Genomic DNA, 12897 nt, shown 5'->3' on the forward strand with positions numbered 1-12897 from the left:
GGAGCAGGAAAATGACAACACAGCCCCCCCTTGTGGAAATGCGCAACATGAACATCGCCTTTGGCGGTAACCATGCTGTAAACGACGTAACCGTTGATCTGTATCCGGGCGAAGTTGTGGGCCTTTTGGGCCACAACGGCGCGGGCAAATCGACCCTGATCAAGATGCTGTCGGGTGCCTATCAGCCAGACAGTGGCGACATTCTGGTAAACGGTGAAAAAGTCACCATCCAGAACCCGCGTGATGCGCGCCGCCACAACATCGAAACCATCTATCAGACGCTTGCGCTGGCAGATAACCTTGATGCTGCGTCGAACCTGTTTTTGGGTCGGGAACTCACCACAGCCGCCGGTTTCGTCGATGACGACTCCATGGAGGCCGAGGCGCGCAAGATCATGGCGCGTCTGAACCCGAACTTCAAAAACTTCTCGTCGCCGGTTTCTTCGCTTTCGGGCGGCCAGCGTCAGTCGGTTGCGATTGCGCGGGCGGTGTATTTCAACGCCAAAATCCTGATCATGGATGAACCAACTGCGGCCCTTGGCCCGCATGAAACCCAAATGGTTGCCGACCTAATTCAGCAGCTAAAGGCCGAAGGTCTGGGTATCTTCCTGATCGACCACGACGTTCATCAGGTGATGGAACTGTGCGACCGTGCCGCCGTTATGAAAAACGGTAAACTGGTTGGCGTGGTGAAAATCTCTGAAGTGACCGACGATGACCTGCTGGGGATGATCATCCTTGGCAAACACCCCCACACCGGCGAGGTGATGGAAGGTTAATCGCTGGGCGGCAATATCAGGATCGCCCGGAAGTCGTTGACGTTGGTCAGCGTCGGTCCGGGCACCACCTGATCGCCCAGCTTTTCAAAAAAGCCGTGACTATCGTTGCGGTCCAGCTCTGCCCGCGCATCAAGGCCCAGTTGCCCCGCGCGGGCAAGCGTATCAGGCGAAACAATCGCCCCGGCCACTTCGGCCGCACCATCAACCCCATCGGTATCACAGGCCAGCGCGTAAATCCCCGGCGCGCCCTTCAGCGCGACCGCCAGCGACAGGCAGAACTCAGCATTCGGCCCGCCCACTCCATCGCCCCGCCGCGTCACCGTGCATTCACCGCCCGAAAGCAGCAGAACCGGCGCATCGCCCGGTTTCAGCGTCTTGGAAATCTCAACCGCTTGGGCCGCTTGTTGAACGGCCAGATCACGCGCCTCGCCCTCTAACGCATCGCCAAGGTCTTTAACGTGGCACCCAGCTTGCTCGGCCATATCCTGCGCGGCCGCGATGGATTGGGCCGGGGCCGCGACGATGCGGTTTTCCACCCGGCTCAGCGCCTCTGCATCCGGGCGCAGCACGCCAGTGGGCTGCGCCAAGACATCCACAACGGATTGCGGCGGCGTGATATTCCAACGTTTCAGAATGGCACGGGCATCGTCTGGCGTGGTGTCATCGCCGACGGTTGGGCCAGACGCGATGAACGCCGGATCGTCCCCCGGAATATCCGAAATCATCAGCGCCAGCATCTTTGCCGGATAGGCCGCCGCGGCCAACTGCCCGCCTTTCACCCGGCTAAGGTGTTTGCGCAGCGTGTTCATCTGCGAAATCGGCGCACCCGAGGCCAAAAGCGCGGCGTTCACCTGTTGCTTTTCTTCTAACGTGATGTCCCCCGCAGGCTGGATCAACAGGGCAGACCCCCCGCCCGAAATCAGCGCCACAACGAAATCATCCGGGCCAAGACTGTCCAGCAACGCCAACAGGCGCGCGGTCGCATCGCGCCCTGCCTGATCGGGCACGGGGTGCGCGGCCTCTAGAATCTCGATGTCGCGGGTCGGGCGGGCATAGCCGTATCGGGTAATCACCACCCCTTCGACATTATCCCAAACGCTTTCCAACGCCTCTGCCATTCTGGCCGAGGCTTTGCCGGCACCAATCACCACCACACGCCCAGCCGGGCGTGCGGGTAATGCGGCGGGCACGCACAGCATCGGGTCAGCGGCATCAACGGCACGATCAAACAAATTGCGCAGGAAATCGGCAGGCTTTTCCGCCCCAATTCCCAGCGTGATATTGTGATTTTTGTCGATGCCCATGCGGCCCCCATTCCCTATTGAGCGGACTGTGCACAGCCCAGCAGAAAGAGGCAAGCCGCCTAGCGCAGCATTAATGTGCTTTCAAGTTCACGGTTTTCGTCAACCAGATCGGCAATACTGACGTCATCCAGCGCCTTGTAAAATTCAGCTAGGGCACCGGAAAGCACGCCGGTTAGGCGGCAACTGTTGGCCAACGGGCAGGTATTTGAATCGCGCGAAAAACACTCGGCAAACGGCGTGTTCGCCTCCAACTTGCGAAAGACTGTCCCGACAGAGATGTCGCTTGCGGCGCGCTCCAACTCCACCCCGCCATTGCGGCCACGCGTGGTTTTGACCAAGCCGAACCTGCTGAGGGAATTGATAACCTGCGCCATATGGTTTTCCGAAGCATTGCAAGCGCTGGCAATGTCAGACTTGCGGACCACCGTGCCGGTATTCACTGCACAATACATCAGAGCGCGCATCGCAATATTCGTGCGGGTTGTTAGGCGCATATTGGTTTCCTTTTATCGCAAAACGAAAAAATGTTTCATCTTGGATATAGGAAATCGAAATCGCGCGAATTGATCGAGATCATGCCGCCTAGGCGCGTTTGGGCAAAGCAAACATTACCGCGAAAAATAGGGCAGCAAGTGCCACAATGCTTGGCCCGGCAGGCGTGTCAAACCGTAACGAGGCGCCAAGCCCACCCAGCGCGGACAGCGCGCCAATGATCACCGCCAAGATCGCCATGCCTTCGGGGGTGCGTGATTGCCCGCGCGCCGCCGCCGCAGGGATGATAAGCATCGCCACGATCAACAACGCCCCAACGACCTTGATCGCCACCGCCACAACCAGCGCCAACGCCACCGTCAGAACCAACCGCTCGCGGCCTGTATCAATGCCGGATGCGTGGGCAAGTTCGTCGTTGAGCGTAGAGGTTAACAGCGCCGACCAACGCGACGCCAACAAGATCAGAACCACCGCTGCGCCGCCCCAAATGAACCCCAGATCGGCCCTGCTGACCGCAAGAATGTCGCCAAACAGATAGGCGGTCACATCAACACGCACGCCTTGCAAAAACGATACCGCGATAAGCCCGACGGCCAGTGCCGCGTGGGCCAGAACGCCCAGCGCCGTGTCCATGGTAAGGCCCCGCCCCGCCAGCGCACTTACAACCATCGCCATCACCAAAGCCACCGCCAAGGTCCCGACAAAGATGCTTGTTGAAAACGCCAGGGCCAGCGCGACGCCAAGGATCGCGGCGTGCGATGTTGCCTCGCCGAAATAGGCCATTCGCCGCCAGACGACGAAACACCCAAGCGGGCCAGCGGCCACAGCAACGCCAAGCCCGGCCAGCGCCGCGCGTACAAGGAAATCATCCAGCATGGGCATGCTCCGCATGGTCGTGATCGTGGTCGCACTGGTCATGCTCGTGGTCATGTTCGTGCTGATACAGCGCCAAGGCCCCACCGGTTCCGTGCCCGAACAACGCCCGGTATTCCGGCGCATTCGACACCACGGTCGGGGTTCCCTGACAACAGACGTGGCCGTTCAGGCAAATGACCCTGTCAGAGGCGCTCATCACCACATGAAGATCGTGCGAGACCATAAGGATCGCACAGCCGGTGTCTTGGCGCACTTCTTCGATCAGCTTGTAAAAGGCGGCGGTTCCGGGTTGGTCCAACCCTTGGGTCGGCTCATCCATAATCAGGATTTGCGGCTTTACCAGCAACGCTCGGGCCAACAGCACGCGCTGAAACTGACCGCCAGACAGGGTATCCATCTGCTGTCGCTCAATCCCCGGAACGCCAACCTTGGCCAATATTTTCGTCACTTCAGCGTCGCTGTGGCGCGTGGGAAGTGACAGGAAACGGCGCACGGTCATCGGCATCCGCCCGTCCAATGTCAACCGCTGAGGCATATAGCCGATCACCAGACCGGGCTGCTGTGTCACCTTGCCAGACACGGGCCGGGTTACACCCAACAAAGCCCGCAAAAGCGTTGATTTGCCCGACCCGTTGGGGCCAACGACGGTCACAATCTCTCCTGGTTCGATTGTGAAATCCACATCGCGCAAAACCGTTACGCCGCCGAAACAGACGCTCATCTTGCTGGCCGAAATCAGGCTCATGCTTCCTCCTGGCAGGTGGGGCACAGGCCCACTGCTTCGATGTTAAGCCGTTCAATTTGAAAGCCGACCAAATCAGCGGCCTCTTCCATGGCTTGCGCCACAGGGGCGCCGGGCGCCTCTGCCACTTGGTTGCAGCCGGTGCAAATGAAAAACGCGGGCCGGTGCGCCTCTCCGGGGTGCATGCACGCGGTGAACGCGTTTAGGCGCCGGATACGGTGGGCCAGCCCATTGTCGACCAGAAAGTCCAGCGCGCGATACGCCACCGGGGGCTGCTTTCCGTAACCATCCTCGGCCAGTCGTTCCAGCACCTCGTAGGCGCCCATTGCCTGATGCGATTCCAAAAGAATTTCCAGCGCGCGGCGGCGAACCGGCGTCAACCTAAGCCCCTTGGCCTTGGCCAAAGCGTCGGCACGGGCCAACCCTTCGCCGCTGCATGCGGTATGGTCATGTTCGGCAAACGCCAACGGAGCTTTTGGGGTGGTCATGATTACCTGCTTGACATGTTATGGTATTACATATCACATAAATCGCTCAGAACGCAACATACATCGGACATCGTTATGCGCCCTCTTATTGCTCTTGCTACCATTATCGCGACCCCCGCATTTTCCGAAGTTCCGCGCGTTGTTACGGATATCCCCGCCGTCCACTCTCTTGCTGCGCAGGTGATGGGTGATCTTGGCGAACCAATGCTGCTGCTTTCATCTGGGGCCGACCCGCATCATTTTCAGATGAAACCATCGCAGGCCAGTGCACTGTCCAAGGCGGATTTGCTGTTCTGGGTCGGGCCAGAGCTTACGCCGTGGCTGGACCGCGCCGTTAGCGGCATTGGCGTCGCGGGCACCGCAATCGAATTGCTAGAAGTACCCGGCACGACGACCCATTCCTTCGCCGAAGAGCATGATGAGCACGAGGAAGAACATGTGGAAGAGGGCCATGACCACGAAGGGTTAGACCCCCACGCATGGTTGGACCCGGCAAATGCCTCCACCTGGATTGCCGCGATGGCCGCAGAGCTGGCAACCGCCGATCCCGAACATGCCGACGTGTATTTGGCAAATGCAGCGGCGGCCGACGGCGCGATCACAGCCACGACTGCACAGATAAACGCAACGCTCGCCCCGGCCCAAGGCGTGCCAATCATGATGTTCCACGACGCCTACACCTATTTTGCCGAAGCTTTTGGTCTGAATATCGTCGGCAGCATAACGATGGGTGACGCCGCCGCGCCCGGTGCCGCGCGGCTTGCACATTTGCGCGATGAACTGGCGCACGAAGGCGTGGTTTGCATCTTCCCCGAGGCGCAGCACGACCCGGCCTACCTTACCGCGATTGTCGAAGGGTCAGAGGTCAAGACTGGCGCGCCGCTTGATCCATCCGGTTCCAGCCTGCCCTACGGCGCATCGCTGTACAGCGCCCTGCTGACCGGGCTGGCGCAAACGATTGCCGATTGCGTGAACGACGAAGGCTAACGCCGCCTATCCTTCGACTGCCGCGCGATACCATTCGACGATCGCGGCACGCTCTGCCGGTTCCATGTAGGATACATTCGCCGGGGGCATCGCGTGGGTCACGCCCGCCTGCAGAAATATCTGTTTGGCGTGGCGGGCCACCTCTGCCTCTGTCTCTAACACCACGCCTTTGGGCGCATGACGCATGCGGCCCCAACCGGGCTCTTTCGCATGGCACATCGAACAGCGGCCAAGCACGGTATAATAGACATCTTCGAACCCTTCGGCACTGGCGAATTGTTGTTCGAACGGGGTAAGCGCGGCCCCTTCTTCCTCAAAATCCGCATCCGAATACAGCGGCACCATCGACAGCGCCACTATCGCGGCGAACAAGGCGGCGGTGGCGGCCCATGTCCAGCGCGGGTTTCCTTTGCGGGCGTGGATCGTGTTGAAGTAATGGCGGATCGTTACCCCCATCAGGAACACAAGGCTGGCGATCAACCAGTTATACTTGCTGGCAAACGCCAACGGGTAATGGTTGCTCAGCATCAGGAACAACACCGGCAACGTTAGATAGTTGTTATGCGTCGAACGCTGCTTGGCGATCTTACCGTATTTCGCGTCTGGCACCCGCCCTGCCTTCAGATCGGCCACCACGATTTTCTGGTTCGGGATGATGATCATAAACACGTTGGCCGACATGATCGTCGCCGTGAACGCCCCCAAATGCAGCAACGCCGCGCGGCCCGTGAACACCTGCGTGTACCCCCACGCCATCACGACCAGCACGACGTACAAAAACAGCATCAACCGCGTGTTATCGTCGCCGAACTTGGATTTGCAGATCAGGTCATACGCCAGCCACCCGAACCCAAGCGAGCCCAGCGAAATGCAGATCGCGGCCCAGATCGGAATGTCCAATACCGCCGGATCGACCAGATACAGATCCGCGCCAAGGTAATAGACCAGCACCAGCATCACAAAACCGGACAGCCACGTCGCATAGCTTTCCCATTTAAACCACACCAAATGGTCCGGCATGCTGTCAGGCGCGATCAGATATTTCTGGATGTGATAGAACCCGCCGCCGTGGACCTGCCATTCTTCGCCATCAGCGCCGCTGGCAAGGTTTCGATCACGGTGCAAGCCCAGATCAAGCGCGATGAAATAGAACGACGAACCGATCCACGCGATTGCGGTGATCACATGCACCCAGCGCGCGGCAAACTGCGCCCATTCTTCGACCAGCGCCAGTTCCAGCATCACACGCCTCCTGTTTGATATCCCTACGCTATACCGCGCGGCACCTTTTTGTTAATTCATGAAATGAAGCAAGACTTTCAAACAAAGCCGAAAAATCATTATGGCCTACGTAAACAACATCAAAATGTTCGTCCGTGTCTATGATTTGGGCAGCATGAGCGCGGCCGCGCGCGATCAGCGCACCTCGCCCGCTGTTGCCTCGTCACGTATCGCAGAGCTGGAAAAGCACCTTGGCGTGCGCCTGTTTAACCGCACCACGCGGGCGTTAAAGCCCACCGAAAACGGGCGGCTGTTTTACGACGGGGCCCGCAATATCCTTGATACGATAGAGGAGGCCGAAGCCCGCGTTATCCAATCCACCGACAGCCCGCGGGGCACGGTTTTTGTCGCCGCGCCGTTGGGTGTTGGGCGGCGGTTCATTGCACCGCACGTGCCCGCGTTCAAGGATATGTATCCGCAGATCAACATTCGTCTTCGCATGTCTGACCGCGTGATCGACGTCACCGGCGAAGGGCTGGATGTGGCGTTTCACCTTGGCCCCTTGGCCGATAGCGATTTGAAGGTCCGCGCCATTGCCGAATGTCAGCGCGTTCTTTGCGCCGCCCCATCCTACATCGCGCGACGCGGAACCCCCAAGGATGGAGCCGCCCTTATCGCCGATAGCCACGACTGCCTGAACCTGCGCTTTCCCGGCGCGAAAGAGTTCCGCTGGCCCCTTATGACCCCCGAAGGGCCACAGCGGTTCGACATCACCGGCCCGCTGGAATCTGACGATGGCGATGTGCTGACCGAATGGGCGCTGGCCGGGCGCGGGATCGTCCTGAAACCCGCGTTCGAAGTTGCACAGTACTTGGCCAGCGGCGCGTTGGTCGCCGTTGCCACGGAAACGCCGCCGGTGCCGACGCAGCTTGCCTGCCTTTACCCATCACGCCGGTTCAAAGACACCAAGGTACGCCTGTTCGTCGATTTCATGGTCACCCGCTGCCGCGAGGAATTGGCGACCAGCTTGGCTCAGCTACCGCGATAGGTGGAATAGCCGAACGGCGACAGCAACAGCGGCACATGGTAATGCGCAGTGTCGTCATCGACGCCGAACCGAATGGGAACCGTGTCTAAAAACAGGTTCTCGCCCGTCACCTGCCCTGTGCTGCGAAGATAGTCACCGGTGAAAAAGATCAACTCGTACTGGCCGGCCTTGAACTTCCCATCGGGCAAGATCGGGCTGTCGGTGCGCCCGTCGGCGTTTGTCACGGCCTCAGCTATCTTACGATGGCTGTTGCCAGAAACCCGATACAGCGCGATGTTTATCCCCGCTGCCGGAACGCCGCGCGCTGTGTCCAAAACATGCGTTGTCAAATAGCCGCCCGTCTTTGCCATGCCTGTTTCCTTTGCCAGTTGCCTGTTTCATCATCTTTAATACATGTATCGCCCCGATTTGGCGCGTTTTCGAAGCCCCTGAAAGTCTTTCAATATTTTCTTGAAAAATGCCAAAAGGGAACTGTCATAGACACGTCATATCCAATCAGGAGAAGCAAGCGTGACGCGATACCCTCGTGATATGCGCGGGCACGGTTCCACACCGCCCGACCCGAAATGGCCCAACGGGGCCCGCATCGCCGTTCAATTCGTCATCAATTACGAAGAGGGCGGCGAAAACTGCATTCTGCACGGCGATGCCGCGTCCGAGGCATTCTTGTCCGAAATCGTCGGGGCCGCACCATGGCCGGGCCAGCGCCATTGGAACATGGAGTCGATCTATGAATACGGTGCGCGTGCCGGCTTCTGGCGGCTGCACCGGTTGTTCACCGGCGAAAAGGTTCCTGTCACCGTCTACGGCGTGGCCACCGCCCTTGCCCGTTCGCCCGAACAGGTCGAAGCGATGCAAACCGCCGACTGGGAAATCGCCAGCCACGGCCTAAAATGGATCGAATACAAAGACGCCGCTGCTGAAGATGAGCGCGCCGACATGGCAGAAGCGATCCGCCTTCATACCGAAGTCACCGGCGAACGCCCGCGCGGCTGGTACACCGGGCGCTGTTCTGACAACACCGTGCGTTTGGCCGCCGAAGAAGGCGGGTTCGACTATGTCGCTGATACCTATGCCGATGACCTTCCGTATTGGATGCATATCGGTGACCGGGATCAGCTTATCGTGCCCTATACGCTGGATACGAACGACATGCGCTTTGCCACGCCGCAGGGGTTCAACTCTGGCGATCAGTTCTTTGCCTACCTGCGCGACAGTTTCGATGCGCTATATGCGGAAGGCTCGCATGGGCAGGCCAAGATGCTGTCCATCGGTCTTCATTGCCGCCTTGTCGGTCGCCCCGGCCGTATCGAAGCCGTGCGCAAATTCATCGAATACGCCAAGCGCCACGCCGGCGTCTGGTTCGCACGCCGCATCGACATTGCCGAACACTGGGCCGCAAACCACCCACCCCAGCGGTTCAAGCGCCCGTCAGAAATGACCAAAGACGCCTTCGTCGCGGCCTTTGGTGGTGTGTTCGAACATTCCGCTTGGGTCGCCGAACGCGCCCATGCGCTGGAACTTGGCCCTGCGCATGATTGCGCCGTGGGGGTGCATTCCACCCTTGCCCGCGCCTTCCGCTCTGCGTCAGACGAGGAACGGCTGGACGTGCTAAACGCGCACCCCGACCTTGCCGGAAAACTGGCCGCCGCCAAACGCCTGACGGATGAAAGCACCGCAGAACAAGCCAGCGCCGGGTTGGATGCCCTAACCGACGATGAACGCGCGGCCTTTACCAAGTTGAACGCCGATTACACCGCTAAGTTCGGCTTTCCCTTCATCATCGCCGTGCGCGACCATGACAAGGCGGGCATCCTTGCCGCCTTTGAAACGCGGTTGAACAACGACCGCGCCACCGAATTCAAAACCGCATGTCAGCAGGTAGAGCGTATCGCCCGCCTGCGCCTGAACGATATGCTGCCCTCTTAAACAAGAAGAACAAACATGCCCTCGATCGAGTCTCTGAACCCCGATGTTCCGCTTTATGCCCGCACAGGCATCAACCTTGCCTCTGCTGGGTTGGGCGCAAAGGCGGTTTCGGCCACCAATGAATTCTTCGCCCCGCTGGAACGCATGCTGGACGATCACGACCCCGTTTTTATCCCTGATAAATTCGACGACCACGGCAAATGGATGGACGGCTGGGAAAGTCAGCGCCGCCGCGATGGCGGGCACGACCATGCCACCATCAAACTGGCTGCGCCGGGTCGTATCCTTGGCTTTGACGTCGATACCGCGCATTTCACCGGCAACTATGCCCCCGCCTGCATGATCGAAGCCTGCAGTGTTAAGGGCGATGACCTGACAGACGCGACGTGGGTCAAGATCCTGCCCAACAAACCGCTGGGCGCCAACGCCAACCACTTTTTCAAATGCGACAGCTTTGAAAGCTGGACCCACCTGCGCCTGCATATCTATCCCGATGGCGGCGTGGCCCGCCTGCGCGTGTTCGGCGTGCCAGAGCTGGACCCGATGGACAACGGCCAAGACATCGATCTGGTCTCGGCCCTGAACGGCGGGCGTATCTTGGCGTTTTCCGATGCGCATTACGGCAGCTACCATCGGCTGTTGGCTCCGGGTCGCGGGGTCAACATGGGCGACGGTTGGGAAACCCGCCGCCGTCGTGAACCCGGCTATGACTGGATGATCCTTGCCCTTGGCGCGCGCGGGCGCATTACCAATGCCGTGGTCGACACCGCCCATTTCAAAGGAAACTTCCCCGACAGATGCTCCATCCAAGCGGCGGATTTGCAGACCTTCGGCGATGGGCTGACGGACGCATTGATCACGGATTCGATGTTCTGGCGCACCTTGTTGCCCGAACAACGGCTGACGGCGGATTCCATCCACGAATTCAACGACGCGCTGGATGATCTGGGCCCCGTGACCCACGTTCGGTTCAACATCTTCCCCGACGGCGGCGTCAGCCGGTTGCGTCTGTTCGGTCGCCCTGAATGAGCGATACCGTCACGATCCAGCCCCTTACGGCCCAGGCCTTCGCGCCATTCGGGGATGTGCTGGATTGCGCGGGCGACCCTGACAAGATCATTAATCAGGGCCTGTGCGGGCGGTTCCATGACCGCGCGCAGATGGATTTTGGCCCAGATGGGCGCGCCGGGATCAGCCTGTTCAAGGCTCAGCCCCGCGCCCTGCCCCTGACGCTGGATTTGATGGAACGTCACCCAGACGGCAGCCAAGCCTTCATCCCGATGAGCGAACACCCCTTTCTGGTAATCACTGCCCCTGATGATGGCGGAAAACCGGGCGCGCCGCTGGCGTTTCTTACATCCCCCGGCCAAGGCATCAACTTTCACCGCGGCACATGGCACGGGGTTCTGACCCCTCTTCACGCCCCCGGCTTGTTCGCCGTGATCGACCGCATCGGCAACACCCCCAACCTAGAGGAGCACACCCTAACACCCCATTACACCGTTCAATTCTGATGATTTTGTAACGCCACACTCATAAGCGGCGGCAAAATGGAACGAGGTCTAACAGGAGAGAATAATGACAAAGAATTCGATTGGAACCGCGGCCCAGCTGCGCGACCCAAATTACACACCAGCATTGGCCAAGGCGATCCCGCTGGGCATCCAACATGTGCTGGCAATGTTCGTTTCCAACGTGACGCCCGCGATTATCGTGGCGGGTGCGGCTGGGTTTGGGTTTGGCTCAAACTCCCCAGATTTTCCGCAACTTTTGTACCTTATCCAAATGTCGATGCTGTTCGCCGGGGTGGCGACGCTGATCCAAACCATCGGCTTTGGCCCTGTTGGCGCGCGTTTGCCAATCGTTCAAGGCACCAGCTTTGCCTTCATCCCAATCATGATCCCGCTGGTTGCGGGCAAAGGGGTTGATGGCTTGGCCGCGCTGTTTGGCGGCGTGCTGGTCGGCGGTTTGTTCCACGCAATGCTTGGCACCGTGATTGGCAAAATCCGCTTTGCCCTGCCACCGCTGGTGACTGGGCTTGTGGTCACCATGATCGGTCTGGCGCTGGTCAAGGTCGGCATCGAATACGCCGCCGGTGGCGTTCCGGCCAAGGCAAGCGGCGCTGAAAGCTATGGCAGCTTGCTTAGCTGGTCCGCCGCGCTTGTGGTGATTTTCGTGACCCTTGCGTTGAAATTCTTTGCGCGCGGGATGCTTTCCATCTCTGCCGTGTTGATCGGCATTATCGTGGGGTATTTCTATGCCCTCGCCGTTGGGATGCTGTCGTTCGATGCAATCAGCGGAAGCTGGGCACGCTCTGCCGCGTTTGCGTTGCCGCAGCCGTTTAAATACGGGTTCGAATTCAGCGCCGCCGCGATCATCGGCTTTTGCCTTATGGCCTTCGTATCGGCCGTTGAAACGGTTGGCGACGTATCCGGCATCACCAAAGGCGGCGCAGGCCGCGAAGCCACGGATAAAGAGATTCAGGGCGCAACCTTTGCCGATGGTTTCGGCACGGCAATCGCCGGTATCTTTGGCGGGTTTCCCAACACCTCGTTCAGTCAGAACGTTGGCCTGATCGCCATGACCGGCGTGATGAGCCGCCACGTGGTGACCATCGGCGCGATCTTCCTGATCATCTGTGGGCTGATCCCCAAGGTCGGCGGCGTTATCCGCACCATCCCGATAGAGGTGCTGGGCGGCGGCGTGATCGTCATGTTCGGCATGGTCGTGGCCGCCGGTATTTCCATGCTGTCTGACGTGGTCTGGAACCGGCGCAACATGGTGATCTTCGCCGTGGCGCTATCCGTTGGGCTTGGTCTTCAGCTAGAGGTGATGAACGTCGCCCCCGGCGCACCAAACGCGTTGCAGCACTTGCCTGACACGCTGCGCATTTTGGGGGCCTCTGGCATCTTGCCAGCGGCGTTGATCGCGATCGTCCTGAACCTTGTTCTGCCACAAGAACTGGCCGACGAAGCGACAGACCAAGTTGCGGGCGGTATGTCCGGCAACTCTCAAAACGGCTAAGCCACAT

14 protein-coding genes are annotated in these 12897 nt (G+C 59.6%); 7 read left to right on the plus strand and 7 right to left on the minus strand.

Going from position 1 to position 12897, the window contains the following annotated elements; all coding sequences use genetic code 11:
* The first annotated feature begins 11 nt into the window (after positions 1 to 11).
* The gene (locus tag COL8621_RS13020; protein ID WP_093967758.1) at positions 12 to 779 is read left to right on the plus strand and encodes an ATP-binding cassette domain-containing protein; all 768 of its coding nucleotides are present in this window, start codon (positions 12 to 14) and stop codon (positions 777 to 779) included.
* On the opposite strand, the gene COL8621_RS13025 is transcribed toward COL8621_RS13020, so the two are convergent.
* From COL8621_RS13025 to COL8621_RS13045, 5 genes are all read right to left on the minus strand, one after another.
* The gene (locus COL8621_RS13025) at positions 776 to 2083 is read right to left on the minus strand and encodes a glycerate kinase type-2 family protein (protein ID WP_093967759.1); all 1308 of its coding nucleotides are present in this window, start codon (positions 2081 to 2083) and stop codon (positions 776 to 778) included. The genes COL8621_RS13020 and COL8621_RS13025 overlap by 4 nt on opposite strands.
* 59 nt (positions 2084 to 2142) lie before the next feature.
* Positions 2143 to 2577: an RrF2 family transcriptional regulator gene (locus tag COL8621_RS13030; protein ID WP_093967760.1), complete on the minus strand. Its 435-nt coding sequence runs from the start codon at positions 2575 to 2577 to the stop codon at positions 2143 to 2145.
* Between the two features lie 88 nt (positions 2578 to 2665).
* Positions 2666 to 3451 (minus strand): iron chelate uptake ABC transporter family permease subunit, encoded by a 786-nt coding sequence (locus COL8621_RS13035; protein WP_093967761.1) that lies wholly within the window; start codon positions 3449 to 3451, stop codon positions 2666 to 2668.
* Positions 3441 to 4196 carry a metal ABC transporter ATP-binding protein gene (locus COL8621_RS13040; RefSeq protein ID WP_093967762.1) on the minus strand — a complete coding sequence of 252 codons (756 nt, stop codon included), beginning with the start codon at positions 4194 to 4196 and terminating at the stop codon, positions 3441 to 3443. The genes COL8621_RS13035 and COL8621_RS13040 overlap by 11 nt, the downstream gene beginning before the upstream one ends.
* Entirely contained in the window at positions 4193 to 4681 is a 489-nt protein-coding gene (locus COL8621_RS13045) for a Fur family transcriptional regulator (protein WP_093967763.1), read from the minus strand. The genes COL8621_RS13040 and COL8621_RS13045 overlap by 4 nt, the downstream gene beginning before the upstream one ends.
* A 75-nt stretch (positions 4682 to 4756) precedes the next feature.
* On the opposite strand from COL8621_RS13045, the gene COL8621_RS13050 reads away from it, so the two are divergent.
* Positions 4757 to 5668: a zinc ABC transporter substrate-binding protein gene (locus tag COL8621_RS13050; RefSeq protein ID WP_093967764.1), complete on the plus strand. Its 912-nt coding sequence runs from the start codon at positions 4757 to 4759 to the stop codon at positions 5666 to 5668.
* Between the two features lie 6 nt (positions 5669 to 5674).
* Here COL8621_RS13050 and COL8621_RS13055 read toward each other — a convergent pair whose 3' ends face one another.
* Positions 5675 to 6910, minus strand: a complete 1236-nt coding sequence (locus COL8621_RS13055; protein ID WP_093967765.1) for a urate hydroxylase PuuD — start codon at positions 6908 to 6910, stop codon at positions 5675 to 5677.
* Between the two features lie 100 nt (positions 6911 to 7010).
* Here COL8621_RS13055 and COL8621_RS13060 point away from each other — a divergent pair, with 100 nt between their 5' ends.
* Entirely contained in the window at positions 7011 to 7937 is a 927-nt protein-coding gene (locus COL8621_RS13060) for a LysR family transcriptional regulator (RefSeq protein WP_093967766.1), read from the plus strand.
* Here the strand turns inward: COL8621_RS13060 and uraH are convergent.
* Positions 7922 to 8287 (minus strand): hydroxyisourate hydrolase, encoded by a 366-nt coding sequence (gene uraH / locus COL8621_RS13065; RefSeq protein ID WP_093967767.1) that lies wholly within the window; start codon positions 8285 to 8287, stop codon positions 7922 to 7924. The two genes, COL8621_RS13060 and uraH, sit on opposite strands and share 16 nt — an antisense overlap.
* Before the next feature lie 160 nt (positions 8288 to 8447).
* Between uraH and puuE the strand changes: the two genes are divergently transcribed.
* From puuE to COL8621_RS13085, 4 genes are all read left to right on the plus strand, one after another.
* The gene (puuE, locus tag COL8621_RS13070) at positions 8448 to 9866 is read left to right on the plus strand and encodes an allantoinase PuuE (protein ID WP_093967768.1); all 1419 of its coding nucleotides are present in this window, start codon (positions 8448 to 8450) and stop codon (positions 9864 to 9866) included.
* 15 nt (positions 9867 to 9881) lie between these two features.
* Entirely contained in the window at positions 9882 to 10895 is a 1014-nt protein-coding gene (alc, locus tag COL8621_RS13075; RefSeq protein WP_093967769.1) for an allantoicase, read from the plus strand.
* On the plus strand, positions 10892 to 11380 hold the full coding sequence (locus tag COL8621_RS13080; RefSeq protein ID WP_093967770.1) for an ureidoglycolate lyase: 489 nt from the start codon (positions 10892 to 10894) through the stop codon (positions 11378 to 11380). Before alc ends, COL8621_RS13080 begins: the two co-directional genes overlap by 4 nt.
* A 64-nt stretch (positions 11381 to 11444) precedes the next feature.
* The gene (locus COL8621_RS13085; RefSeq protein WP_093967771.1) at positions 11445 to 12890 is read left to right on the plus strand and encodes a uracil-xanthine permease family protein; all 1446 of its coding nucleotides are present in this window, start codon (positions 11445 to 11447) and stop codon (positions 12888 to 12890) included.
* Positions 12891 to 12897: the final 7 nt, after the last annotated feature.

It is taken from the genome of Actibacterium lipolyticum (assembly GCF_900184935.1).
Classification (GTDB): Bacteria; Pseudomonadota; Alphaproteobacteria; order Rhodobacterales; family Rhodobacteraceae; genus Actibacterium_A; species Actibacterium_A lipolyticum.

Coding starts and splice junctions, on each gene's coding strand:
- COL8621_RS13020 (WP_093967758.1), top strand. CDS start 12: ATGACAACACAGCCCCCCCTTGTGGAAATGCGCAACATGAACATCGCC.
- COL8621_RS13050 (WP_093967764.1), top strand. CDS start 4,757: ATGCGCCCTCTTATTGCTCTTGCTACCATTATCGCGACCCCCGCATTT.
- alc (WP_093967769.1), top strand. CDS start 9,882: ATGCCCTCGATCGAGTCTCTGAACCCCGATGTTCCGCTTTATGCCCGC.
- COL8621_RS13085 (WP_093967771.1), top strand. CDS start 11,445: ATGACAAAGAATTCGATTGGAACCGCGGCCCAGCTGCGCGACCCAAAT.
- COL8621_RS13025 (WP_093967759.1), bottom strand. CDS start 2,083: ATGGGCATCGACAAAAATCACAATATCACGCTGGGAATTGGGGCGGAA.
- COL8621_RS13080 (WP_093967770.1), top strand. CDS start 10,892: ATGAGCGATACCGTCACGATCCAGCCCCTTACGGCCCAGGCCTTCGCG.
- COL8621_RS13060 (WP_093967766.1), top strand. CDS start 7,011: ATGGCCTACGTAAACAACATCAAAATGTTCGTCCGTGTCTATGATTTG.
- COL8621_RS13040 (WP_093967762.1), bottom strand. CDS start 4,196: ATGAGCCTGATTTCGGCCAGCAAGATGAGCGTCTGTTTCGGCGGCGTA.
- COL8621_RS13055 (WP_093967765.1), bottom strand. CDS start 6,910: ATGCTGGAACTGGCGCTGGTCGAAGAATGGGCGCAGTTTGCCGCGCGC.
- uraH (WP_093967767.1), bottom strand. CDS start 8,287: ATGGCAAAGACGGGCGGCTATTTGACAACGCATGTTTTGGACACAGCG.
- COL8621_RS13030 (WP_093967760.1), bottom strand. CDS start 2,577: ATGCGCCTAACAACCCGCACGAATATTGCGATGCGCGCTCTGATGTAT.
- COL8621_RS13035 (WP_093967761.1), bottom strand. CDS start 3,451: ATGCTGGATGATTTCCTTGTACGCGCGGCGCTGGCCGGGCTTGGCGTT.
- COL8621_RS13045 (WP_093967763.1), bottom strand. CDS start 4,681: ATGACCACCCCAAAAGCTCCGTTGGCGTTTGCCGAACATGACCATACC.